21 protein-coding genes are annotated in these 23025 nt (G+C 63.4%); 14 read left to right on the top strand and 7 right to left on the bottom strand.

What is annotated here, in order from left to right:
• Window positions 1-46: 46 nt before the first annotated feature.
• Window positions 47-3505 (top strand): pyruvate carboxylase, encoded by a 3459-nt coding sequence (pyc, locus tag ACIQUG_RS30265; protein WP_402325932.1) that lies wholly within the window; start codon window positions 47-49, stop codon window positions 3503-3505.
• 211 nt (window positions 3506-3716) lie between these two features.
• Here pyc and ACIQUG_RS30260 read toward each other — a convergent pair whose 3' ends face one another.
• The 3 genes from ACIQUG_RS30260 to ACIQUG_RS30250 form a co-directional block, all read right to left on the bottom strand.
• The gene (locus ACIQUG_RS30260; RefSeq protein WP_402325931.1) at window positions 3717-4478 is read right to left on the bottom strand and encodes an amino acid ABC transporter ATP-binding protein; all 762 of its coding nucleotides are present in this window, start codon (window positions 4476-4478) and stop codon (window positions 3717-3719) included.
• Entirely contained in the window at window positions 4475-5155 is a 681-nt protein-coding gene (locus ACIQUG_RS30255; protein WP_402325929.1) for an amino acid ABC transporter permease, read from the bottom strand. The genes ACIQUG_RS30260 and ACIQUG_RS30255 overlap by 4 nt, the downstream gene beginning before the upstream one ends.
• A 107-nt stretch (window positions 5156-5262) precedes the next feature.
• Window positions 5263-6036, bottom strand: coding sequence for an amino acid ABC transporter substrate-binding protein (locus tag ACIQUG_RS30250; RefSeq protein ID WP_402325928.1), 774 nt, complete (start codon window positions 6034-6036; stop codon window positions 5263-5265).
• Window positions 6037-6309: 273 nt separating this feature from the next.
• On the opposite strand from ACIQUG_RS30250, the gene ACIQUG_RS30245 reads away from it, so the two are divergent.
• The 4 genes from ACIQUG_RS30245 (at window position 6310) to ispG (ending at window position 10106) form a co-directional block, all read left to right on the top strand.
• The gene (locus ACIQUG_RS30245) at window positions 6310-7092 is read left to right on the top strand and encodes a DeoR/GlpR family DNA-binding transcription regulator (protein ID WP_402325927.1); all 783 of its coding nucleotides are present in this window, start codon (window positions 6310-6312) and stop codon (window positions 7090-7092) included.
• Complete coding sequence (locus ACIQUG_RS30240) at window positions 7089-7475, top strand: VOC family protein (RefSeq protein ID WP_402325926.1); 387 nt, start codon at window positions 7089-7091, stop codon at window positions 7473-7475. Before ACIQUG_RS30245 ends, ACIQUG_RS30240 begins: the two co-directional genes overlap by 4 nt.
• A 29-nt stretch (window positions 7476-7504) precedes the next feature.
• The gene (locus tag ACIQUG_RS30235; RefSeq protein WP_402325925.1) at window positions 7505-8689 is read left to right on the top strand and encodes an MFS transporter; all 1185 of its coding nucleotides are present in this window, start codon (window positions 7505-7507) and stop codon (window positions 8687-8689) included.
• Window positions 8690-8852: 163 nt separating this feature from the next.
• A complete protein-coding gene (gene ispG, locus ACIQUG_RS30230) occupies window positions 8853-10106 on the top strand; it encodes a flavodoxin-dependent (E)-4-hydroxy-3-methylbut-2-enyl-diphosphate synthase (RefSeq protein WP_034803175.1) in 1254 nt (417 codons plus the stop codon).
• Between the two features lie 30 nt (window positions 10107-10136).
• Here ispG and ACIQUG_RS30225 read toward each other — a convergent pair whose 3' ends face one another.
• From ACIQUG_RS30225 to ACIQUG_RS30215, 3 genes are all read right to left on the bottom strand, one after another.
• Window positions 10137-10778, bottom strand: a complete 642-nt coding sequence (locus ACIQUG_RS30225) for a LysE family translocator (protein ID WP_402325923.1) — start codon at window positions 10776-10778, stop codon at window positions 10137-10139.
• 85 nt (window positions 10779-10863) lie between these two features.
• A complete protein-coding gene (gene hisC, locus ACIQUG_RS30220) occupies window positions 10864-11919 on the bottom strand; it encodes a histidinol-phosphate transaminase (RefSeq protein ID WP_402325922.1) in 1056 nt (351 codons plus the stop codon).
• 4 nt (window positions 11920-11923) lie between these two features.
• A complete protein-coding gene (locus ACIQUG_RS30215; RefSeq protein ID WP_402325921.1) occupies window positions 11924-12838 on the bottom strand; it encodes a polyprenyl synthetase family protein in 915 nt (304 codons plus the stop codon).
• A 145-nt stretch (window positions 12839-12983) separates the two neighbouring features.
• On the opposite strand from ACIQUG_RS30215, the gene mtgA reads away from it, so the two are divergent.
• The 5 genes from mtgA to ACIQUG_RS30190 all read left to right on the top strand — a co-directional run bounded on the left by mtgA (window position 12984) and on the right by ACIQUG_RS30190 (window position 16128).
• Window positions 12984-13757 carry a monofunctional biosynthetic peptidoglycan transglycosylase gene (gene mtgA, locus ACIQUG_RS30210; RefSeq protein ID WP_402325920.1) on the top strand — a complete coding sequence of 258 codons (774 nt, stop codon included), beginning with the start codon at window positions 12984-12986 and terminating at the stop codon, window positions 13755-13757.
• 102 nt (window positions 13758-13859) lie between these two features.
• Window positions 13860-14594 carry a DUF1868 domain-containing protein gene (locus ACIQUG_RS30205; protein ID WP_402325918.1) on the top strand — a complete coding sequence of 245 codons (735 nt, stop codon included), beginning with the start codon at window positions 13860-13862 and terminating at the stop codon, window positions 14592-14594.
• The gene (locus ACIQUG_RS30200) at window positions 14591-15238 is read left to right on the top strand and encodes a glutathione S-transferase family protein (RefSeq protein ID WP_402325917.1); all 648 of its coding nucleotides are present in this window, start codon (window positions 14591-14593) and stop codon (window positions 15236-15238) included. Before ACIQUG_RS30205 ends, ACIQUG_RS30200 begins: the two co-directional genes overlap by 4 nt.
• 145 nt (window positions 15239-15383) lie before the next feature.
• Window positions 15384-15569, top strand: coding sequence for a 50S ribosomal protein L32 (gene rpmF, locus ACIQUG_RS30195; protein ID WP_034802928.1), 186 nt, complete (start codon window positions 15384-15386; stop codon window positions 15567-15569).
• Between the two features lie 157 nt (window positions 15570-15726).
• The gene (locus ACIQUG_RS30190; protein WP_034802925.1) at window positions 15727-16128 is read left to right on the top strand and encodes a membrane protein; all 402 of its coding nucleotides are present in this window, start codon (window positions 15727-15729) and stop codon (window positions 16126-16128) included.
• A gap of 93 nt (window positions 16129-16221) precedes the next feature.
• Here ACIQUG_RS30190 and phaR read toward each other — a convergent pair whose 3' ends face one another.
• A complete protein-coding gene (gene phaR, locus ACIQUG_RS30185) occupies window positions 16222-16800 on the bottom strand; it encodes a polyhydroxyalkanoate synthesis repressor PhaR (protein ID WP_043622245.1) in 579 nt (192 codons plus the stop codon).
• A gap of 223 nt (window positions 16801-17023) precedes the next feature.
• Between phaR and ACIQUG_RS30180 the strand changes: the two genes are divergently transcribed.
• From ACIQUG_RS30180 to ACIQUG_RS30165, 4 genes are all read left to right on the top strand, one after another.
• Window positions 17024-18205 carry an acetyl-CoA C-acetyltransferase gene (locus ACIQUG_RS30180; protein WP_402325916.1) on the top strand — a complete coding sequence of 394 codons (1182 nt, stop codon included), beginning with the start codon at window positions 17024-17026 and terminating at the stop codon, window positions 18203-18205.
• Window positions 18206-18218: 13 nt separating this feature from the next.
• Entirely contained in the window at window positions 18219-18578 is a 360-nt protein-coding gene (locus tag ACIQUG_RS30175; RefSeq protein WP_402325915.1) for a hypothetical protein, read from the top strand.
• Window positions 18579-18595: 17 nt separating this feature from the next.
• Window positions 18596-19321, top strand: coding sequence for a beta-ketoacyl-ACP reductase (locus ACIQUG_RS30170; protein WP_192451064.1), 726 nt, complete (start codon window positions 18596-18598; stop codon window positions 19319-19321).
• A 669-nt stretch (window positions 19322-19990) separates the two neighbouring features.
• A complete protein-coding gene (locus tag ACIQUG_RS30165; RefSeq protein WP_402326065.1) occupies window positions 19991-23023 on the top strand; it encodes a helicase-related protein in 3033 nt (1010 codons plus the stop codon).
• Window positions 23024-23025 lie beyond the last annotated feature (2 nt).

The following is a 23025-nucleotide window of genomic DNA, read 5'->3' as shown; positions in this document are numbered from 1 at the left end:
GCGGGTGCAGCATTTCCCGCAATATCAAGTCATTGAGGAGACCGACTTGCCTATCTCGAAGATCCTTGTTGCCAACCGTTCTGAAATTGCCATCCGCGTTTTTCGCGCTGCAAACGAACTCGGTCTGAAAACGGTCGCGATATGGGCGGAAGAGGACAAACTCGCGCTGCACCGCTTTAAAGCGGACGAAAGCTACCAGATCGGCCGCGGTCCGCATCTGGCCCGCGACCTCGGTCCGATCGAGAGCTACCTGTCGATCGAGGAAGTCATCCGCGTCGCCAAGCTCTCGGGTGCCGATGCCATTCACCCGGGTTACGGCCTGTTGTCGGAAAGCCCCGAGTTCGTCGATGCCTGTGACGCTGCCGGCGTCATCTTCATCGGTCCGCGGCCGGCGACCATGCGCCAGCTCGGCAACAAGGTGGCAGCCCGCAACCTCGCCATTTCCGTCGGCGTGCCGGTCGTGCCGGCCACCGATCCGCTGCCGGAAGACGAAAAGGAAATCCATCGCCTAGCCGCCGAGATCGGCTACCCCGTCATGCTCAAGGCCTCCTGGGGCGGCGGCGGACGCGGCATGCGCGCCATTCGCGACCCGAAGGACCTGATCCGCGAGGTGACCGAAGCCAAGCGCGAGGCCAAGGCCGCCTTCGGCAAGGACGAGGTCTATCTCGAAAAGCTGGTCGAGCGCGCCCGCCACGTCGAAAGCCAGATCCTCGGCGACACCCACGGCAATGTCGTGCATCTGTTCGAGCGCGACTGCTCCATCCAGCGACGCAACCAGAAGGTCGTCGAGCGTGCGCCGGCTCCGTACCTTTCCGATGCGCAGCGCCAGGAACTGGCCAACTATTCGCTGAAGATCGCCGAAGCGACCAGCTATGTCGGCGCCGGCACGGTCGAGTATCTGATGGATGCCGACACCGGCAAATTCTACTTCATCGAAGTGAACCCGCGCATTCAGGTCGAGCACACCGTCACCGAAGTGGTGACCGGCATCGACATCGTCAAGGCGCAGATCCATATCCTCGACGGCGAAGCGATCGGCACGCCGGCCTCGGGCGTACCGAAGCAGCAAGACATCCGGCTCAACGGCCACGCGCTGCAGTGCCGCATCACCACAGAAGACCCGGAACAGAACTTCATCCCCGACTACGGCCGCATCACCGGCTATCGTTCGGCGGCCGGTTTCGGCATCCGTCTCGATGGCGGCACGGCCTATACCGGCGCTTACATCACGCGCTACTACGATCCGTTGCTGGTGAAGGTCACGGCCTCGGGCAGCACGCCCCAGGAAGCGATCAGCCGCATGGACCGGGCGCTGCGCGAATTCCGTATCCGCGGTGTGGCGACCAACCTCACCTTCCTCGAGGCGATCATCGGCCACGAGCAGTTCCGCAACAACACCTACACCACCCGCTTCATCGACACGACGCCGGAGCTGTTCCAGCAGGTCCGGCGCCAAGACCGTGCGACGAAGCTCTTGACCTATCTCGCCGACGTCACCGTCAACGGCCATCCTGAGGCTAAGGGCCGCCCGCGGCCGCCGGCAGACGCGGCCAAGCCCGTCGTGCCGTTCATCCAGGGCGAGATCCCCGCGGGTACCAAGCAGAAGCTCGACGAACTCGGCCCGAAGAAGTTTGCCGAGTGGGTGCGCGGTGAAAAGCAGGTTTTCCTGACCGACACCACCATGCGCGACGGCCACCAGTCGCTGCTTGCCACGCGCATGCGCACGCACGACATCGCCCGTGTCGCCGGCACCTATGCCCGTGCCCTGCCGCAGCTCTTCTCGCTCGAATGCTGGGGTGGCGCGACCTTCGACGTTTCCATGCGCTTCCTCACCGAGGATCCGTGGGATCGCCTTGCCCGCATTCGCGAGGATGCGCCGAACCTGCTGCTGCAGATGCTTTTGCGCGGCGCCAACGGCGTCGGCTACAAGAACTACCCCGACAACGTCGTGAAGTACTTCGTCCGCCAGGCGGCGAAGGGCGGCATCGACGTCTTCCGCGTCTTCGACTGCCTCAACTGGGTCGACAACATGCGCGTCTCGATGGAGGCCGTTGCCGAGGAGAACCGCATCTGCGAGGCGGCGATCTGCTACACCGGCGACATCCTGAATTCGGCCCGCCCGAAGTACGATCTCAAGTACTACACGGCACTGGCGGCCGAGCTCGAGAAGGCCGGCGCGCACATGATCGCCGTCAAGGACATGGCGGGCCTGTTGAAGCCGGCGGCCGCGCGGGTGCTGTTCAAGGCGCTGCGCGAGGCAACGGATCTGCCGATCCATTTCCACACGCACGACACCTCGGGCATCGCGGCTGCGACCGTCCTTGCCGCCGTCGATAGCGGCGTCGACGTGGTCGATGCGGCGATGGACGCGCTCTCCGGCAACACCTCGCAGCCCTGCCTCGGCTCGATCGTCGAGGCGCTGCGCGGCTCGGAGCGTGATCCGGGCCTTGATCCCGAATGGATCCGCCGCATTTCCTTCTATTGGGAAGCGGTGCGCTACCAGTACGCCGCCTTCGAAAGCGACCTCAAGGGACCGGCTTCTGAAGTCTACCTGCACGAAATGCCGGGCGGCCAGTTCACCAATCTCAAGGAACAGGCTCGCTCGCTCGGGCTGGAAACCAAGTGGCACCGGGTCGCCCAGGCCTATGCCGACGCCAACCAGATGTTCGGCGATATCGTCAAGGTGACGCCGTCCTCCAAGGTGGTCGGCGACATGGCGCTGATGATGGTCTCGCAAGACCTGACGGTTGCCGACGTCGAGAACCCGGCAAAGGACATCGCTTTCCCGGATTCGGTCGTCTCGATGCTGAAGGGCGATCTCGGTCAGCCCCCGGGCGGCTGGCCGGAAGCGCTGCAGAAGAAGGCGCTGAAGGGCGAGAAGGCCTACACCGCCGTGCCCGGCTCGCTGCTGCCGCCGGCCGATCTCGATGCGGAGCGCAAGGCGATTGAAGACAAGCTCGAGCGCAAGGTCGACGACTTCGAGTTCGCCTCCTACCTGATGTACCCGAAGGTCTTCACCGACTACGCGATCGCGGCCGACACCTATGGTCCGGTCAGCGTTCTGCCGACGCCGGCCTATTTCTATGGGCTGGCGCCGGGCGAGGAGCTGCAGCCGGAGATCGAGCGGGGCAAGTCGCTGGTGATCCTGCACCAGGCCAAGAGCGAGCCGGACGAGAAGGGCATGGTCAAGGTGTTCTTCGAACTCAACGGCCAGCCCCGCCTGATCAAGGTTCCGGACCGCAACCGCAGTGCGACCAGCGCCGTGCGCCGCAAGGCCGAGGGCGGCAATGCCGCGCAGCTCGGCGCCCCGATGCCAGGCGTCATCTCGACGGTTGCCGTTGCCGCCGGCCAGGCGGTGAAGGCCGGCGACGTGCTCTTGTCGATCGAGGCGATGAAGATGGAGACGGCTCTGCACGCCGAGAAGGACGGCACGGTCGCCGAAGTTTTGGTGCGCGCCGGCGACCAGATCGACGCCAAGGACCTGCTGATCGTCTTCGACGCGTAAGCGTTTGCCACACGGATAGACAAAAACGGCCGGATGCGAATCCGGCCGTTTTCGTTTTGCGAGAGGCGCAAAGGGCCACTGTAGCGGGCGCACTTCTCGGCCGTCATCCTCGGGTTAAGCCCGAGGATGACAACTATGGGGAGGCGAGGATAATGGAGACGCCTGTCGCCTGCTGCTCCTCATCCATCGTAACCGGTCCGAATGCTTCCCTTCAGATCTCGTAGTCGTGCGGGGCGCTGAGCGAGGCGATGAACTTCTTGGTGCGCTCGCGCTCGGGCGCCGAAAAGATCGTCTTCGGGGCGCCGCTTTCGACGACGAGGCCGCCGTCGAGGAAGATCACCTTGTCGGCGACGCGCGAGGCCAGCCGGAGGTCATGGGTCGCCATCACCATGGTGGTTCCTTCGCGGGCAAGCCGGCTCAACACTTCGACCACTTCCTCGGCCAGTTCCGGATCGAGGGCAGACGTGGGCTCGTCGCAGAGCAGGACGCGCGGCGACGGGGCCAGCGCCCGGGCGATCGCCACACGCTGTTGCTGCCCGCCGGAGAGTGTCGCCGGCCAGGCGTCCGCTTTGTGGGCCATGCCGACCTTTTCCAAGAGTTCCATGGCGCGCGCCTGGGCCTTTTCGGCCGGCCATTTCAGCACGGTGACGAGACCCTCCATGACGTTGCCGAGTGCTGTCTGGTGCGGAAAGAGCTGGAAGTTCTGGAACACCATACCGGTCTGCCGGCGTAGCCGCTGGATGGTTGCCCAGCCAACCCGGCTTCCAGGCCAGAACTGGACCTGTTCGCTACCGAGCTTGATCGATCCGGAGGTGGGTATCTCCAGAAGGTTGATGCAGCGCAGCAGCGTGCTCTTGCCGCCTCCGGAGGGGCCGACAAGCGCCGTCACGCTACCCTCGGGCAGGCTGACGGAGATGTCCTTCAGCACGAGATTGTCGCCGAAGCGCTTTTCGATGTGAGAAAGCTCGATCATGTGCGCGCCTCCAGGAAACCACCATAGCGGGCGAAGCGGCGTTCCAGCCTGACCTGCAGGGCTGACAGAACCGAACTCATGGCAAGGTAGATCAGCGCCGCGAGGATGTAGAGGATCAGCGGTTCATAGGTGGTGGCGACGATACGCTGCGCTGTCTGGAACATCTCCGGCACGGTGATGGCGGCGGCAAGCGAGGTGTCCTTCACCAGCGAGATGAAGGTATTCGACAGCGGCGGCACGGCGACGCGGGTCGCCTGTGGCAGGATGGTGCGGCGCATCGCCTGGCTCCAGCTCATGCCGATCGAGTAGGCCGCTTCCCATTGCCCGCGCGGCACCGAGGAGATGACCGCGCGGATGATCTCGGAGGTATAGGCGCCAACGTTGAGAGAGAAGCCGATGAGGGCGGCGGTAAACGCGTCAAGCAGGATGCCGGCGCTCGGCAGGCCGTAGAAGATCACGAACAGCTGGACCAGCAGCGGCGTGCCGCGGATCACCCAGACGTAGAACCGGGCGATGGCGACGACCGGTGCCGGTCCGAACAGGCGGGCGACCGCGGTCAAGAGACCAAGGATCAGGCCGAAGATGAAGGAAAGCAGCGTCAGCGGGATGGTGAAGGTCAGGCCGGCCCAAAGGAGGGACGGCGCCGAATCCAGCATGAGTTGGAGCCAGGTGGGCAAGGGGCGGGCCTTTCAAAAAAGCGCGATCCGCCCCGGGGACCGGAACGGATCGCTTTTCATAGCCGAGAATGGCCGGTGGTAAAACCGGCCACCAGGTCGGTCGGAACTTACTTCGAGACGTCGGCGCCGAAGTACTTCTGCGAGATCTTGTCGTAGGTGCCGTCCGCCTTGATGTCGACGAGCGCCTTGTTGATCGCTTCCAGCAGTTCCGGCTCGCCCTTGCGGATGATGATGCCGGAGAAATCGGCATCGGCCTGTTCGGCGGCGATCTTCACCGGTGCGTCGGGCTTCTTCTTCTTGAAGTCGAGGAAGGAGAGGCTGTCGTTAATCGTCGCATCGGCGCGGCCTGTCAGAACGAGCTGGATCGACTGGTCGAAGCCGTCGGTGCCGACGAGCTCGGCGCCGGATGCGGTTGCGATCTTGCCGAAGTTGCTGGTCAGCGACTGGGCCGACTTCTTGCCCTTGAGATCGGCAAAGCCTTTGATCTCTTCGTTGTCGGACTTGACGATCAGCACCGCCTTGGAGGCGATGTAGGGCTCGGAGAAGTCGTACTTCTTCTTGCGCTCCTCGGTGATGCCGACCTGGTTGATGACCGTGTCATAACGGTTGGCGTCGAGGCCGGCGATCAGGCCATCCCACTTGCCTTCGAGGAATTCCGCCTTGACGCCGAGCTTCTCGGCGACCGCCTGGCCGATCTCGACGTCGAAGCCGACGAGGGCGCCGGAGGTGTCATGATAGGTAAAGGGCGCATAGGTACCCTCGGTGCCGATCTTCAGGACACCGGCGGATTTGACCGCGTTGAGGTTCTCGCCGGCTTGAGCGGAGGCGAGCGCGGCGACCTGCATCAGAGCGGCGGCAAACAGCGTGGGGAGGATTTTCATCGTGATTTTCCATCTTCTTTCTGGCCCGGCCCGTCGTCCGGATTGAGCGGACAATCGCATAAAAAATCGGCGATCTGAGCGTATAAAACACCAATTCCTGAGCGTTTTGATGAAGAATTTTCCTCGAAATGGCACCGGCCAGGCGCAAAAGCCACGGTTTGTCGGAAATCGCGCGCGGCCCCGATTTGGTCGCTGCATCGACTTGAAAACGGTTTCAAAAGTTGATATGCACATTTATAGCGATTCATGCACGTTTATGCACGGTTGATGGCGATGTCAGGTGAACTCCTTCTTCGTGAGCGAAAGACGCTGATTCAGGAGCGGTTGAAGGCCAACGGCCGGGTGCTTGCTGCCGACCTTGCGGCTGAGCTCAGCGTTTCCGAGGATACGATCCGCCGCGACCTCAGGGAGATGGCGGCGGCGGGACTGTGCGAGCGCGTCTATGGTGGCGCGCTTCCGGTTGCGCCGGCAGCGCACAGCACCTTGCGGGAACGGGTGGCGATGGCGCCGGAACGCAAGGCGGCGCTGGCGCGCGCGGCCATCGGCCTGATCAAGCCTGATATGACCGTGTTTCTCGATGCCGGCTCCACCAATCTCGCCATCGCGCACCTGATCGAGCCGGACCTGCCGGTCACTGTCGTCACCAATACGCCGCTGATTGCCGTCGCGCTCATGGAGAAACCGGGCGTCGATCTCATCCTGCTCGGCGGTCCGCTCAACCGCGCCGTCGGTGCGGCGATCAGCGCGCGGGCGCAGCGCGATGCGGAACTGCTCCGGCCCGATCTCTGCTTCCTCGGCACCTGTGGCGCCGATGCCGTCGCGGGCCTGACGGCGATCTATTTCGAGGATGCGGAATTCAAGCGGCTCGTTGCCCAGCGCAGCCGGCGTCTTGTCGTCGCCGTCACCAGCGACAAGCTCGGTACGGCGGCCGCGCACGGTGTCGTCGATATCAATGACAAGGTGACGCTGCTGCTCGAGGCGGATGCGTCTGCGGAGCATCGGGCGGCCTTCGAGGCGGCAGGGGCAGTGGTCCTGATGGCGGGAGAGACGGAATGACGACGATCACGCATGTGGCGCTCTGGACGCGGGACCTCGAGGCGATCGCCCGGTTCTGGTCGTCCTTCTTCGGCGCCGAAGTCGGCGAGATCTATGAAAGCCGGCGGCGGCCCGGCTTTCGTTCGCGGTTCCTGACGCTTGGTGACGGGCCGGCATTCGAGATCATGGAAGGCCCCTGGGTTGGGCCTGCCGATCCCACCGAAGAACGCATCGGCCTTGCCCATGTGGCGCTGTCGCTCGGCAGCGAGCAGGCGGTCGAGGCTATGGCCGCGCGCGCCGAGGCTGAGGGCATTCTGGTCGCAAAACCGCGCTGGACCGGCGACGGCTTCTACGAGGCCGTTGTTCGCGACCCCGATGGAAATCTGATCGAAATCACAATCTGAGCCGGGCGATCCGGCACCGAGGCAAGACCATGGACCAACGTTCTCCCACCGCGACCGCCCGCCAGGGCTACATGACCCGCAACCGGCTGGCGGTATCGCTGCTGTTCCTATTGAATGGCTTCGTCATCGGCAGTTGGGCGCCGAAGATCCCCGAATTCAAGGACCGGCTCGGCATCAGCGAAAGCGTGCTCGGCCTGTTGATCCTGATGTTCGGCATCGGCTCGCTGGTGCTCATGCCGATTGCCGGCGGCTTTATCGCCCGCGTCGGCTCGCAGAAGGTGGTCAAGGTTACCGCCATCATCCTGTCGCCCTTGCTTCTGCTTCTGACGCTTGTCCCTGACGTCTGGACGGCGGCCGTCGCCATGTTCCTGCTTGGCGGTTTTGCCGGCGCAATGGACGTCGCGATGAACGCCAATGCGGTCGAGGTCGAAAAATCCATGCGCCGGGCGATCATGTCGTCCTGCCACGCCTATTGGAGCCTGGGCGGCCTGATCGGTGCCGGCATTGGTGGCTTCCTCATGGCCCGCTTCGGCGTGCTGCCGCATGTCCTCGTCGTCACTGCGATCTGCCTGGCATTGATCGTGGCCGCCTGGCCGATGATCCTGGCCGACAAGCCGCATCCGGGTGCCGCCAAGGAGAAGCTTCGCCTGCCGATGACGCCGCTTCCCTGGCTGATCGGCATCATGGCGCTGTTCTCGATGGTGCCGGAGGGCACGGTGCTCGACTGGGGTGCGCTCTATCTGCGCAACGAGCTTGGTGCCTCCGTCGAGCTTTCCGGCTTCGGCTTTGCCGCCTTCTCCGCGACCATGGCGACCATGCGTTTTGCCGGCGATTTCGTCCGGGATCGCTTCGGCGCCAAACGGACGCTGCGCATCTGCACCGCCACGGCACTCGTCGGTATGATCATCGCGGGCACGGCGCCCAATGCCTACATCGCCATCCTTGGCTTTGCGATCGCCGGCATCGGCATCTCCAACATGGTGCCGATCGCGTTTTCGGCGGCCGGCAACATGCCGGGCCTGCAGCCGGGCATCGGGCTCTCGGTCGCGACCTTCATGGGCTATTCCGGGATGCTGTTTGCACCGTCGCTGATCGGCTTCGTCGCCGAGCATACGGGTTTTGCCATCATCTTCGCCTCGGTGCCGCTGCTCTTCATCGTCGTGCTTCTCTTGTCGCACCATGCCGATCATGCGGATGGCGCCAAGGGGCACTGAGGCGCAGCACCGCCATCAAATCGCCGTCAGGGCATGATGTCGCCGTTGACAATCAGGCTTTCCTCATCCACCTGATGGGCCAATGGCCAGGGCGAGTTGAGGAAAGTCCATGTGGGTTCTGCCCGCATCCTCGCCCGGCTCAGTGACCCACGAAGAGGCCTTCATGTCTTCCGCCTTCGATTTCGATCCGCAGCCCCGCCGCGCCTCCGTCGCCGTCGATGTCGGCGGCGTCATCGTCGGGGGTGGCGCACCGGTCGTGGTCCAGTCGATGACCAACACCGATACGGCCGATATCGATGGCACCGTGGCCCAGGTGGCCGCGCTGCACAAAGCCGGTTCGGAACTGGTGCGCATCACCGTCGACCGCGACGAGAGTGCGGCGGCGGTGCCGAAGATCCGCGAGCGGCTCGAGCGGCTCGGCCTCGACGTGCCGCTCGTCGGCGACTTCCACTATATCGGCCACAAGCTGCTTGCCGATCATCCGGCCTGCGCTGAAGCGCTGGCGAAATACCGCATCAATCCGGGCAATGTCGGCTTCAAGGACAAGAAGGACAAGCAGTTCGCCGAGATCGTCGAGATGGCGATCCGCTACGACAAACCGGTGCGCATCGGCGTCAACTGGGGCTCGCTCGACCAGGAGCTGCTGACGCGGCTGATGGACGAGAACAAGGCGAACGGCTTTCCGCTCACGGCCCAGGAAGTGACGCGCGAAACGATCGTGCAGTCGGCGCTGCTGTCGGCGGAGCTTGCCGAAGAGATCGGCCTGCCGCGCAACCGCATCATCCTGTCGGCCAAGGTTTCCGGCGTTCAGGACCTGATCGCCGTCTACGCCATGCTGTCGGCCCGCTCCGACCATGCGCTGCATCTCGGCCTCACCGAGGCTGGCATGGGCACCAAGGGCATCGTCGCCTCGTCGGCTTCGCTCGGCATCCTGATGCAGCAGGGCATCGGCGATACGATCCGCATTTCGCTGACGCCGGAGCCCGGCGGCGACCGTACCCGCGAGGTGCAGGTGGCGCAGGAACTGTTGCAGGTCATGGGCTTCCGCCAGTTCATTCCCGTCGTTGCCGCCTGTCCCGGCTGCGGACGCACCACGTCGACCGTGTTCCAGGAACTCGCCCAGAAGATCCAAGACGACATCCGCCGCAACATGCCGGTCTGGCGCGAGAAATATCCCGGCGTCGAAGGCCTGAAGGTCGCGGTCATGGGCTGCATCGTCAACGGTCCCGGCGAAAGCAAACATGCCGATATTGGCATCTCGCTACCGGGCACCGGCGAAATGCCGGCCGCTCCGGTCTTCATCGACGGCGAGAAGGCGATGACGCTACGCGGCCCCAACATCGCCGGTGACTTCGAGACGCTGGTTTCCGACTATATCGAGAAGCGCTACGGCCGCGGCCAGGCGGCTGCCGAGTAAGCAACCAGTGCTTTGTCTAGCGCTGAGGCCTCAGAGCCGCGAGGTCAGCAGCTTGAAGCCGGCAAAGGCGAAGAAGCCGGCCATCAGGCTCTCGATCAGCCGCTTGGACTTCAGATAAGCACGGTGGACCGGGGACAGTGAGAAGACGATCGCAAAGCCGCAGAAGGTCACCAGGCCGAGCACCATGCAGCCGCCGATGAAGGTGGCGGTGACGCCGACGGGCGCACCCTCGGGCATCCCCAGCGAAACCAGCATGATCCAGGAGAAGATCGCCTTCGGGTTGGTCAGGTGAATGCCAAGCCCCTTGAGATAGAGCCGCTTCAGCGACGTCTGCGCCTTCGCCATCGGCACGATCGCGCTTTTGTCGCTGCGCATGGCAGCGCGCAGTGCGTTGTAGGCAAGCCAGAAGAGATAGCAGGCACCGGCGATCTTCAGGACGATGATCGCATGGCCGTAGGCGCGGATCAGCGCCGATAGACCGGAGGCCGTCAGCATCGCCCAGGTGTAGCTTCCCGTGAGAACGCCGAGGGCAAGCGCCAGTCCGGCCTTGCGTCCCTGACTGACCGAGGTGGTGATGATCGCGAGGATCGCGGGCCCGGGTGAAGCGGTCGCGATCAGATAGGCGGTCCAGGCGATGAGCAACTGCGGCAGATAGGGCGTCAGGTCGAACATGTCAGACAAAGCTCCGGCGAGGTCGCCGGAGGCTAGATCAGTTCGTCGCTGGTTTGAAACGGCGAAATGTCACCGAGACAAGATGTCAGGCGATCTCGTCGAGCGCCTCGATCAGACGGGCGCATTCCTGATCGGTGCCGATGGTGATACGCAGGAAATCGCCGATGCGCGGCTTGGCGAAATGGCGCACCAGCACGGCGCGTTCACGCAGCGCCTTCATCAGCGTTTCGCCGCTATGGCCGGGATGGCGGGCGAAAACGAAGTTTGTCGATGACGGCAACACCTCGAAGCCGCGCGCGGTCAATTCGGCCGCAAGGCGCGCACGCGACGCGATGATCTTGGCGCGGGTCTCCTCGAACCAGGCTTCATCCTCGATTGCGGCAATCGCGCCAGCCTGGGCCGGACGGCCGAGCGGATAGGAATTGAAGCTGTCCTTCACCCGCTCCAGCGCCTCGATCAGCGGTCGCTGGCCGATGGCAAAGCCGACGCGCAAGCCGGCAAGCGCACGCGACTTGGAGAAGGTCTGGACGACCAGCAGGTTCTCGTATTTCGAAACCAGCGTTGCGGCGGACTCTCCGCCGAAGTCGACATAGGCCTCGTCGATGACGACGGGCTGGTCCGGATGGCTTGCGACCAGCCGCTCGATGTCGGCGAGCGGCAAGGCGATCCCGGTCGGGGCGTTGGGGTTCGGCAGGATGATCGCGCCTGAGGGCCGGTCATAGTCGGCGAGATCGATCTCGAAGCGATCGTTGAGCGGCACCTCGACCGTGTCGATCTCGAAGAGGCGCGCATAGGTCGAATAGAAACTGTAGGAAATATCCGGGTACAGCAGCGGCGCGTCATGTTTCAACAGGCCGGCGAAGATATGCGCCAGCACCTCGTCGGAGCCGTTGCCGACGAACACTTCTTCGGTGGTCACGCCATAGCGCCTGGCAATCGCCTGGCGCAGCTTCAGCGCCAGCGGGTCGGGGTAGAGGCGAAGATCGCTGCTCGCTGCCGCGGCGATCGCGTCGAGCACCTTCTTAGACGGGCCGTAGGGGCATTCGTTGGTGTTGAGCTTCACCAGGTTTTCGATGCGCGGCTGTTCGCCGGGCACGTAGGGTTTCAGCTTGGAGACGATCGGCGACCAGTATTTGCTCATGGATCTAGCTCCTGCGGTTGGCGATGAAACGGGCGGCTTCGACGAGAATGGCCGAGCGCTCGCCATAGGGCGCAAGCAGCGCTTCTGCTTCTGCGACCAGTTGCTCCAGCCGCTCTTCCGCCCAGGCCTGGCCGTGTAGCGCCAGCAGCGTGCCCTTGCCGCGGGCGGCGTCCTTGCCGGTTGCCTTGCCCATGGTCTCCGCATCGGCGGTGAGGTCCAGAAGGTCGTCGGCAAGCTGGAAGGCAAGGCCGATCTTTTCGCCAAAGGCGCGAAGCCGCGCGCGATCGTCCCTGGAGGCGCCGGCGACGATGGCTCCAGCCTCACAGGCAAAGCGGATCAGGGCGCCCGTCTTCATCGCCTGCAACGTGACGATCCCGGCCTCGTCCGGCGGCGACTTTTCCGCGGCCAGGTCGAGCGCCTGTCCGCCGGCCATGCCGCCGTGGCCGGCGGCGCGTCCGAGCGCCAGAACCAGCTCCACCTTCTGCGCATCCGAAAGCGAGGTTTCGGGGGCTGCGATGATATCGAAGGCGAAAGTCAGCAGACTGTCACCGGCAAGGATCGCTGTCGCCTCGTCGAAGGCCTTGTGCACGGTCGGCTGGCCGCGGCGTATATCGTCGTCGTCCATCGCCGGCAGGTCGTCATGGACGAGCGAGTAGCAATGCACGCATTCGAGTGCCGCGCCGGCGCGCAGGGCTGCGTCGCGATTGCCGCCGAGCAGATCGGCGCATTCGATCACCAGGAAGGGGCGCAGGCGCTTGCCGCCGTTCAGCACGCCGTGGCGCATGGCAGCCAACAGGTTTGCCGGCCGGGCGATTTCGTCGGCTTCCTTCGTCTGGCCGAGCAGACGTTCCAGCAGCGCCTCGACGGCGCGGGCATTGGTGGCGAGGCGACGGGTAAAAGGCGATGGTTCCTGGCTCATGCGCGCTCTTTGACATGGGCGAAGAGGGCTTTCAACGGGGATTCGTGTCGCAGCCGCGCGCTTTCCCTGGGACAGCCGCCTGCACGCCTTGCCTTTTGCCAGAAAGCCCGTTCAACTCTGCCTGCGCATGCACTAAGAGAAGCGGATGGACAGCGAGGTGAACAGTCAGGCCGCGAACGTCGTTCCGGAAGCGCGCGAGGAGGGCGAAGTGCCTTCCAGTCGCTGGTCTTCGCTTCGCCGGACGTTGCGTACGCGCCGCCGCCAGATCGTGCTCGCCGTGCTTGGCCTGCTCGTCCTTCCTTACGCACTGATCGTTCTCTATCTGGTGGAGTTCATCCATCCGATTTCAACGCTGATGCTGCGCGATCTCGCGCTGCTGCGCGGCTACGATCGGCAATGGGTCGAGTTCGACGATATCGCCCCGGTTCTGGTGCAGTCGGTGATGATGTCCGAAGACGGCCAGTTCTGCGCCCATGACGGCGTCGATTGGGGGCAGATGCGGGGCGTGGTCGAGGATGCGCTCGAAGGGGAATCCACCCGTGGAGCCAGCACCATTCCGATGCAGACGGTCAAGAACCTCTACCTCTGGAATGGCCGCTCCTTCCTGCGCAAAGGCATGGAACTGCCGCTGGCGGTCGCCGCCGACTTCGTCTGGAGCAAGCGGCGGATGATGGAGATCTATCTCAATATCGCCGAATGGGGCGACGGGATCTACGGTATCGAGGCTGCTGCCCGCCACCATTTCGGGGTTTCGGCGTCGAAGCTTTCGCGCCGGCAGGCAGCGCTGCTTGCTGTCTCGCTGCCCAATCCGAAAGAGCGCAACGCCGGCAAGCCGGGCCGCGGGCTGAAGCGCCTGGCAAACCTGATCGAGCGCCGCGCCAGCCGCTCCGGCGGTTACATCACCTGCCTTTATAATTAGGATCAGACCTTTTCATTGGATGGGCTCACTGGGCGATGTCATGCTCGCGTTGTAGAGTTCTGCCATCTGGGCCTCTCTCCCCTTGAAAGGCCCGATCGCTCCATGACCTTGATCTCCCCCTCGCTTCTCGCCTTTGGCCGCAATGCCAACCATGCCTCGCCGAGACATCTCGGAACGCGCTACGACCCCGAAGGCCGCTTCCTGCCGGAACCGGGCAACACGGTCGTTTCTCACGTCACTGCCGGGTCGCCGTCCGAGGCCGCCGTGCTTGGCGTGCGCGACCGGTTGATGGCGATGCCCGAGGCGCGGCAGTTCGCCTTTACCGCGCCCTCCAGCCTGCACATGACCATCTTCCAGGGCATCATCGAACACCGCCGGAAACTCCCTTACTGGCCGGCTGACCTGCCGCTCGATACGCCGATCGAGGTGATGACGGCGCACTACCGCGACCGGCTCGCGAATTTTGTGCCGCTGGAGCCGTTCCGCGCCCGCGTGACCGAGGTCACCCCGACAGGTCTTGCGCTTGAAGGCAACAGTGCTGCCGATCGCGCCTGCCTCAAGGCCTGGCGCGACGCCTTCGCAGACGCCTTCGGTTACCGCCATCCTGATCATGACGATTACGAATTCCACATCACCTATGCCTACCCCGTCGACTGGCTCGACGATGCGGCGCTGCCGCGCTGGCAGGTGATGCTGGACGAACAGCTCGCTTTTCTGCGCGAGCAGGCACCGGTGATCGCGCTCGATCCACCCGCCTTCTGCTCGTTCGAGGACATGAACCATTTCGAGGAACTGATCGTTTTCTCGGAGAGACCAGCAACCAAGGAGCGGAAATGACCGGACTTACGCTTTTTGTCGGCAACAAGAACTATTCGTCCTGGTCGATGCGGCCATGGATCGCGATGACGGCGGCCGGCATCGCCTTCGACGAGGTGGTGATCCCCTTCGACTTTGCCGCGGGTAACCCGGACATTCGCGCGGTTTCGCCGACGGGGAAGGTGCCGCTGCTTAGGCATGGCGATTTCCTTGTCTGGGAATCGCTGGCGATCATCGACTACGTCGCCGAGCTTTTTCCCGACGCCGGGCTGTGGCCGGCCGACCGTCAGGCGCGCGCCCGGGCGCGCAGCTATTCGATGGAAATGCTCTCCGGGTTCAGGGCGCTGCGCGGAGCCTGCCCGATGAATATCCGCCGGGCGAAGAAGGCGCTGGACGTTGCCGAGGACGTCCGTGCGGATGTCGCCCGCATCGAAACCATCTGGCGGCAGGCGCTCGCCCAATCCGGCGGTCCGTTCCTCTTTGGCGCCTTCACCGCGGCCGATGCGATGTACGCACCTGTGGTCAACCGCTTCGACGTCTATGATCTCGTTGCGGATCCAGAAACGCTCGGCTACATGAACCGCGTAAAGGCACATCCGGCGTTCCTGAAATGGGAAGAAGCCGCCCGCGCAGAGCCTTGGGTCGTCATCGAAGACGAGATCTGAAAAGGTCGAGTCGAAAAATTGCCCGTGGGGACTGGTCAAACAGCAGCTGGCCATGTATAAGCGCGCCAAATTTCCGTGATTAACATCTGTTTTACACGGCCATTTCGGCTGCTGAACAGTGTTTGCCCGATAAGTGGAGAATGAAATGGCTGTACCTAAAAGAAAAACGAGCCCGTCCAAGCGTGGCATGCGCCGTTCGGCTGACGCTCTGAAGACCCCGACCTACGTCGAAGACAAGAACTCCGGCGAACTGCGTCGCCCGCACCACATCGACCTGAAGACCGGCATGTACCGTGGCCGTCAGGTTCTGACCCCGAAGGAAAGCGCATAAGCGTTTCCGTTCGCGGATTAGGTTCAAAGGGCTGGCTCTGCCGGCCCTTTTGTTTTGCATCTGACATGATCTTGCTTGGACGCCGTGGTATCGCTGGCGCCTTGCGTGACGACGCCGCACAAACATGGTCCCCCATAAACGCGGTCAAGGAGTTCTGATGCTTGCTGCCATACCGCTGCTGATCCTGCCTTTTGCAATCTACAATCTCGCGATGATCGGTATGTTCGGCGGCCTCGCCGGCCTGAACGCCGACATGGTGTCGCTCTCCATGCTTTCAGGTGCGACCTGGACGATGCGCTTCGGCGACCTCCTGATCGTCGGCGCCCTGCTGCTGCTCTTCGTCGAGCTGCTGAAAGCGACGCGCACGAGCAGCCGCGCACTGATGGATCATCTGCTGTCGATGATCCTGTTCATCGTCTTCTTGATCGAATTTCTGCTGCTCGCACCGGCGGCAACGCAGCTCTTCTTCATCCTGATGACCATCAGCTTCATCGATGTCATCGCCGGCTTTGCCGTTTCGATGCGCTCGGCCGGCCGGGACGTGTCGATCGGCCTCTAGGCCTGACGGTTCGGGGCGACGCCGCCCCGATTTCCGCGATCGCTGTTGCAGGTGAAGTGAAGGCAGGAAGCGTTTTCCCTGCCTGGTCGTCCTTCAGCCGAGATTGTCGAGCTTGGTCTGGAGCGCGCGCAGCTGCTCCTTCAGTTCGTCGATATCCTTGGCTTCGGCCTTCTTCGTTTCCTTCACCGGCGGCGCGGTGATGAAGGGCGAAAACATCTGCATGGCCTGATGGAACATCTCGGTGTTGCGACGCACCTGCTCTTCGACAAGTTGCAGCGGAACCTGCAGGTTCTTGCTGAGCGGCGTGTCGCCGAAGGCCTTGTTGATCTGCTCGCGCATCTGCGACTGTTGCTCGGTGAAAGCCTGCATCGAATGTTCGAGATAGCTCGGCACCACCATCTGCATCTGGTCGCCGTAGAACGAGATCAGCTGGCGCAGGAAGGAGATCGGCAGCAGCGTGTTGCCGGTCTTGGACTCCTGCTCGAAGATGATCTGCGTCAGCACGGAATGGGTGATGTCCTCGCCGGATTTTGCATCCTGAACGATGAAGTCCTCACCCTTCTTCACCATCACAGCCAGGTCGTCGAGCGTGACATAGGTGCTGGTCCCGGTGTTGTAGAGCCGCCGGTTCGCATATTTTTTGATAACGATCTGGCCTTCGTGCTTCGCCATCAGGGTCTCCTCTCCCCCATCATCCCGTCTTTATTGCGTTTTTCAGAGTATCCGCAAAAGCGCGCCGCTGACAATGTCTTTGTGCGTTGCGGCGACGCAAGTGCAAAATCTTGCGGTTGCGTTTTAGGTGACGCTTTTATGGCACTGCATCAAGGCGTTTGACTTGCGTCGCGCGCTTTGCCAGTCTGCCCGTATTAGGCCAGAAGATCTGAGGAAACGTCCCATGAGCAATCCCTCCATCGTGATCGCCAGCGCCGGCCGCACCGCGGTCGGATCCTTCAACGGCGCCTTCGGCAGCACGCCGGCGCACGAGCTTGGCGCAGCCGTCATCAAGGGCGTGCTCGAGCGCGCAGGCGTGGAAGCCGGTGAGGTCGACGAGGTTATCCTCGGCCAGGTGCTGCAGGCCGGCGAAGGCCAGAACCCTGCGCGCCAGGCTGCGATGAAGGCCGGCGTTCCGCAGGAAAAGACCGCCTGGGGCATGAACCAGCTCTGCGGCTCGGGGCTTCGTGCCGTGGCTCTCGGCATGCAGCAGATTGCAACCGGTGATGCTGAGATCATCGTCGCCGGCGGCATGGAATCCATGTCGATGGCGCCGCACTGCTCGCATCTTCGCGGCGGCGTGAAGATGGGCGACTTCAAGATGATCGACACGATGATCAAGGACGGCCTGACCGACGCCTTCTACGGTTATCACATGGGCATTACCGCCGAGAACGTCGCTCGCCAGTGGCAGCTCAGCCGCGAGGAGCAGGATGCGTTCGCGCTCGCCTCGCAGAACAAGGCCGAAGCCGCCCAGAAGGCCGGGCGCTTTGTGGACGAGATCATTCCCTTCATCGTCAAGGGCCGCAAGGGCGACGTCACCGTCGACCAGGACGAATATATCCGCCACGGTGCAACGCTCGACCAGATGACGAAGCTGCGCCCCGCCTTCGACAAGGAAGGCACGGTCACCGCCGGCAACGCTTCAGGCCTCAATGACGGCGCCGCAGCCACGCTGCTGATGACTGAGGCGCAGGCCTCCAAGCGCGGCATCCAGCCGCTTGCCCGCATCGTTTCCTGGGCAACCGCCGGCGTCGATCCGCAGGTTATGGGCACCGGCCCGATCCCGGCCTCGCGAAAAGCGCTGGCAAGGGCCGGCTGGGCGATCGGTGATGTCGAACTGGTAGAGGCCAACGAGGCGTTCGCGGCGCAGGCCTGCGCGGTCAACAAGGACCTCGGCTGGGATCCGTCGATCGTCAACGTCAATGGTGGCGCGATCGCCATCGGCCATCCGATCGGCGCTTCCGGCGCCCGCGTGCTCAACACGCTGCTGTTTGAAATGAAGCGCCGCGGCGTTTCGAAGGGGCTCGCTACGCTCTGCATCGGCGGCGGCATGGGCGTCGCCATGTGCGTCGAGCGGCTCTGATCGGTCTGGCGGCATGAACAGCGCCAGGTGGGTTCCATTTTCCCTGCTTCTGGCCGGTTCGCCGATCGTTTCTGCACATGCCAATCCCGCGCCTCTCGACGAGGCGCGGCTGGTACAGTGCATGCTGAAACACACGACTTCCGACGAGGAGAGCGTTTTCAAGGACGTGATGGTCGCGGCCTTGAACGATGACAGCGGCGCGCTGAAGGTGTCGCTGGAGCAGCTCTCCGAGGTGATGATGGGTCTCGCGCTGGAAAAGTGCGAGGTGGCTCTGTCCGCGCTGGCTACGCCGCAGTTTCAAGCGGCCGCCGGGCTCTACGGGCAACAGGTCGGCGAAAAGCTGATGAAGAAGGCATTCGAAAAACTGAACTGATCAAGTGGGAGGCGCATATGAGCAGGGTAGCATTGGTCACGGGTGGGTCGCGCGGCATTGGTGCGGCAATTTCCATCGCACTCAAGAATGCCGGCTACAGGGTGGCTGCCAACTATGCCGGCAATGACGAGAAGGCCCAGGCCTTCAAGCAGGAAACCGGCATCCCGGTCTACAAGTGGGACGTCTCCAATTATCAGGCCTGCGCCGAAGGCATCGCCAAGGTCGAGGCCGACCTCGGTCCGGTGGACGTGCTGGTCAACAATGCGGGCATCACCCGCGACGCCATGTTCCACAAGATGACGCCGGAACAGTGGGGCGAGGTGATCGGCACCAACCTCACCGGTCTCTTCAACATGACGCATCCGCTCTGGTCGGCCATGCGCGACCGCGGCTTCGGTCGCGTCATCAACATCTCGTCGATCAACGGCCAGAAGGGCCAGATGGGCCAGGCCAACTATTCGGCGGCGAAGGCCGGCGATCTGGGCTTCACCAAGGCGCTCGCCCAGGAAGGGGCGGCCAAGGGCATTACCGTGAACGCGATCTGCCCCGGCTATATCGGCACGGAGATGGTGCTGGCGGTGCCGGAGAAGGTGCTCAACGAGCGCATCATCCCGCAGATCCCGGTCGGCCGCCTCGGCGAACCGGAAGAAATCGCCCGCTGCGTGGTGTTCCTTGCCTCCGACGATGCCGGCTTCATCACCGGCTCGACGATTTCGGCGAACGGCGGACAGTTTTTCGTCTGAGCATCAGGCAAGCCGAACGCCAGCGAACGGCGCCTTTCGAGGCGCCGTTTCCATGTGGTGGCGGCGCATGAGAAACCTGCTCGAAATCCTGAAGTTGCGCCGGCAGTTCCGTTGCCGGGGCGGGGCGTAGACACTATATCTTGTGGAGAACAAAGGTGGAATGACGCGCGGTCTGCGAGTCGCTGCCGAATGTTCCCGCACTGGTCGCGACTCCGAACTGCGATTCTCATTCTCTCGCTTGGGTGAATCCCTGACGAATTTCGTGAAAAATTTTCCAGGCTTTCCAGAGTCTTGGATTCGGAATCCTTGGACGTGTCAGGCAACGGGAGAGCAGGGATTATTGTGCGCCAAAGCGCCTGATGGGCGGAATCATTGCCAGATTCAGCATGTGGTGCAACGTTCGGTGTTGAAATCTATATGTAGTCGTGAACATACAGTGAATCACAATGAGTCGTCGATTCGTCGCCGATTCGTTCCACGGCTGTTCCAATTGTCGATTGCGCCGACCACAACAGGTGGTGCAATGGGCTGAGAGATGCCAAGCGATGGTTTTAGTTGTCTGCGCCCCTTGCGTTTGGCTCGGTGCGTGGGCATGTGTTTGCCGCCAGCGTGAAAAGACGCTGCCGTAATTTCTGAATGCCCGGGATCGATGACGTGTCCGTTCACCCCATGATCCTGAGCGGCCGCGGCGTCACCGCGGTGCTCGGGCCCACCAATACCGGCAAGACGCATTACGCGATCGAGCGCATGATTGCGCACGACAGCGGCGTCATCGGCCTGCCGCTGCGCCTCCTGGCGCGCGAGGTCTATACGCGCCTGGTCGAAAGGGTCGGCCACCACAACGTCGCGCTGATCACCGGCGAGGAAAAGATCACGCCGCACCGGGCGCGCTATTCGGTCTGCACCGTCGAGGCCATGCCGCGCGAGACGACGGCTTCCTTCGTGGCAATCGATGAAGTGCAGCTTGCCGGGGATCTCGAGCGCGGCCACATCTTCACCGACCGGATCCTGCACCTGCGCGGCCGCGGCGAGACGCTGCTGCTCGGTGCCGGGACGATGCGGCCGATCCTCGAGCAATTGCTGCCCGGCATCACCGTGGTCGAGCGGCCGCGCATGTCGCAGCTGCTCTATGCCGGTTCTAAGAAGATCACCCGCCTGCCGCATCGCACGGCAATCGTCGCCTTCTCGGCCGACGAGGTCTATGCGATCGCCGAGCTGATCCGCCGACAGCGCGGTGGTGCCGCCGTCGTGCTCGGCGCGCTGTCGCCGCGCACGCGCAATGCCCAGGTGGCGCTCTACCAGGAAGGCGACGTCGAATACCTGGTCGCGACCGACGCGATCGGCATGGGGCTCAATCTCGACGTCGACCATGTCGCCTTCGCGCAGGACCGCAAGTTCGACGGCTATCAGTTCCGCAATCTCAATCCGGCGGAGCTTGCGCAGATCGCCGGCCGCGCCGGCCGACATTTGCGCGACGGTACTTTCGGTGTGACCGGCCGTGTCGATCCCTTCGACAACGAACTCGTCCATCGCATCGAGGCGCATGAGTTCGATCCGGTGAAGGTGCTGCAGTGGCGCTCGAAGGCTTTCGATTACGCTTCGATCGCCGCTCTGAAGAAGAGTCTTGAGGCCGCGCCGACGGTTCCCGGCCTTGCCCGGGCGCTACCTGCGGTAGACCAGCAGGCGTTCGAGCATTTGGCCCGGTATCCCGAGGTCGTCGACATCACGACCAATGCCGAGCGGGTAGAAAAACTGTGGGAAGCCTGCGCGCTGCCGGACTATCGGCGCATTACACCGGCTCAACATGCCGACTTGATCTCGACGATCTACGCGGATCTTGTCCGCCGCGGTACCGTAAACGAAGATTTCATGGCCGAGCAGGTCAGGCGTGCCGATCATACGGACGGTGAGATCGACACACTTTCGGCGCGAATCGCGCAGATCAGGACATGGACTTATGTGTCGAACCGGCCGGGATGGCTGGCCGATCCGACACACTGGCAAGAAAAGACGCGGGAAATTGAAGATCGATTATCCGACGCACTACATGAACGGTTGACGAAACGCTTTGTTGATCGCAGGACATCTGTGCTCATGAAGCGCCTGAGAGAGAATGCTATGCTGGAAGCTGAAATCAGTGTGAATGGTGATGTCTTCGTCGAAGGACACCACGTAGGACAACTAACCGGTTTCCGGTTTACGCTGGCGACCGGCGGCGATGGCCCGGATGCCAAGGCTGTGCAGGGTGCTGCCCAGAAGGCGCTGGCGCTCGAGTTCGAAGCACGCGCCGCGCGGCTGCATGCTTCCGGCAACAACGACCTGGCGCTTTCGTCGGATGGTCTGGTGCGCTGGCTCGGCGATCCCGTCGCCCGTCTGACGGCAAGCGACCACGTCATGCGCCCGCGCGTCATCCTTCTGGCCGACGATCAGCTGCAGGCGAACGCCCGCGAGCACGTTCTGGCGCGCATTGAGCGTTTCGTGAACCATCACATCGGCACGGTGTTGAAGCCGCTCGACGATATCTCGCGCGCCGAGGATCTCGAAGGTCTTGCCAAGGGCCTCGCTTTCCAGCTCGTCGAAAACCTCGGCGTGCTCTTCCGCCGCGATGTCGCAGACGACGTCAAGTCGCTCGACCAGGACGGCCGCGCGTCGATCCGCAAGTACGGCGTTCGCTTCGGTGCCTACCACATCTTCCTGCCGGCGCTGCTGAAGCCGGCTCCGGCCGAACTCATCACGCTCCTCTGGGCGCTGAAGAACGACGGCCTCGACAAGCCCGGCTATGGCGACCTCATCCCGATGCTCGCTGCCGGTCGTACGTCTGTTGTTACCGATCCGTCCTTCGAGCGGACCTTCTACAAGCTGGCCGGTTTCCGCTTCCTCGGAAAGCGCGCGGTGCGCATCGATATCCTCGAGCGCCTCGCCGATCTCATCCGGCCGCTCCTGCAGTGGAAGCCGGGCACGCAGCCGCGTCCGGAAGGCGCCTATGACGGCCGTCGCTTCACCGCGACGACGTCGATGCTCTCGATCCTCGGCGCGACCCCCGACGACATGGAAGAGATTCTGAAGGGCCTCGGCTACCGTGCAGACAGCGTCAAGGCCGAGGAGGCTCAGGCCTTCCTCGCTGGCCAGGATGGCGGTGCTGCCGCCGCTTCCGAGCCGGCTTCTGCCGTCGATGATGCCGATGCCGGCGACAGTGCGGCTGAAGCCGAGACTGCAGTCGTCGAGGCGCCTGCCGCAGAAGGCGAAAAGCCCGAAGCGGACGTTGTCGTCGAAGCCCAGCCTGCTGAGGCCCAGGCGACGGAGACCCAAGTGACGGAGACCGGTGAGCCGGTCGAAGCCAAGCCCGTTCTGCTCTGGCGTCCCGGCACCCGCCAGGACAACCAGCGCCAGGGCGGTGGCCGCCACGAGGGTGAACAGCGTCGCGGCGGTCAGCGCCACGGGCGTGGTCAAGGCCAGGGCCAGGGCGAAGGACGTGAAGGCGGCCGCAAGGGTGGTCAGCAGGCGCGCGGCAAGCGTCATGACGGTGGCAAGCCGGAAGGCGGGCCGCGTCAGGAACGCGGCGATCGTCATGATCGTCACGACCGCGGCGGCAAGCCGGGCCAGGGCAAGTTCGAGTCGCGTCCGCCGCGTCGCGAGAAGCCGGTGGATCCGGATTCGCCCTTCGCCAAGCTTGCTGCTCTCAAGGAGCAGATGAAGAAGTAAGG

This window comes from Ensifer sp. NPDC090286 (assembly GCF_044769565.1).
In the GTDB taxonomy this organism is placed as follows: Bacteria; Pseudomonadota; Alphaproteobacteria; order Rhizobiales; family Rhizobiaceae; genus Ensifer.
This window is presented reverse-complemented; position numbering and strand designations above follow the sequence as displayed.

What these genes read in the sequence shown, in the direction of transcription:
- ACIQUG_RS30260 (WP_402325931.1), bottom strand. Translation starts at nt 4,478, where the DNA reads ATGATCGAGCTTTCTCACATCGAAAAGCGCTTCGGCGACAATCTCGTG.
- ACIQUG_RS30250 (WP_402325928.1), bottom strand. Translation starts at nt 6,036, where the DNA reads ATGAAAATCCTCCCCACGCTGTTTGCCGCCGCTCTGATGCAGGTCGCC.
- ACIQUG_RS30245 (WP_402325927.1), top strand. Translation starts at nt 6,310, where the DNA reads ATGTCAGGTGAACTCCTTCTTCGTGAGCGAAAGACGCTGATTCAGGAG.
- ACIQUG_RS30240 (WP_402325926.1), top strand. Translation starts at nt 7,089, where the DNA reads ATGACGACGATCACGCATGTGGCGCTCTGGACGCGGGACCTCGAGGCG.
- ACIQUG_RS30235 (WP_402325925.1), top strand. Translation starts at nt 7,505, where the DNA reads ATGGACCAACGTTCTCCCACCGCGACCGCCCGCCAGGGCTACATGACC.
- ispG (WP_034803175.1), top strand. Translation starts at nt 8,853, where the DNA reads ATGTCTTCCGCCTTCGATTTCGATCCGCAGCCCCGCCGCGCCTCCGTC.
- ACIQUG_RS30225 (WP_402325923.1), bottom strand. Translation starts at nt 10,778, where the DNA reads ATGTTCGACCTGACGCCCTATCTGCCGCAGTTGCTCATCGCCTGGACC.
- hisC (WP_402325922.1), bottom strand. Translation starts at nt 11,919, where the DNA reads ATGAGCAAATACTGGTCGCCGATCGTCTCCAAGCTGAAACCCTACGTG.
- ACIQUG_RS30215 (WP_402325921.1), bottom strand. Translation starts at nt 12,838, where the DNA reads ATGAGCCAGGAACCATCGCCTTTTACCCGTCGCCTCGCCACCAATGCC.
- mtgA (WP_402325920.1), top strand. Translation starts at nt 12,984, where the DNA reads ATGGACAGCGAGGTGAACAGTCAGGCCGCGAACGTCGTTCCGGAAGCG.
- ACIQUG_RS30205 (WP_402325918.1), top strand. Translation starts at nt 13,860, where the DNA reads ATGACCTTGATCTCCCCCTCGCTTCTCGCCTTTGGCCGCAATGCCAAC.
- ACIQUG_RS30200 (WP_402325917.1), top strand. Translation starts at nt 14,591, where the DNA reads ATGACCGGACTTACGCTTTTTGTCGGCAACAAGAACTATTCGTCCTGG.
- rpmF (WP_034802928.1), top strand. Translation starts at nt 15,384, where the DNA reads ATGGCTGTACCTAAAAGAAAAACGAGCCCGTCCAAGCGTGGCATGCGC.
- ACIQUG_RS30190 (WP_034802925.1), top strand. Translation starts at nt 15,727, where the DNA reads ATGCTTGCTGCCATACCGCTGCTGATCCTGCCTTTTGCAATCTACAAT.
- phaR (WP_043622245.1), bottom strand. Translation starts at nt 16,800, where the DNA reads ATGGCGAAGCACGAAGGCCAGATCGTTATCAAAAAATATGCGAACCGG.
- ACIQUG_RS30180 (WP_402325916.1), top strand. Translation starts at nt 17,024, where the DNA reads ATGAGCAATCCCTCCATCGTGATCGCCAGCGCCGGCCGCACCGCGGTC.
- ACIQUG_RS30175 (WP_402325915.1), top strand. Translation starts at nt 18,219, where the DNA reads ATGAACAGCGCCAGGTGGGTTCCATTTTCCCTGCTTCTGGCCGGTTCG.
- ACIQUG_RS30170 (WP_192451064.1), top strand. Translation starts at nt 18,596, where the DNA reads ATGAGCAGGGTAGCATTGGTCACGGGTGGGTCGCGCGGCATTGGTGCG.
- ACIQUG_RS30165 (WP_402326065.1), top strand. Translation starts at nt 19,991, where the DNA reads ATGATCCTGAGCGGCCGCGGCGTCACCGCGGTGCTCGGGCCCACCAAT.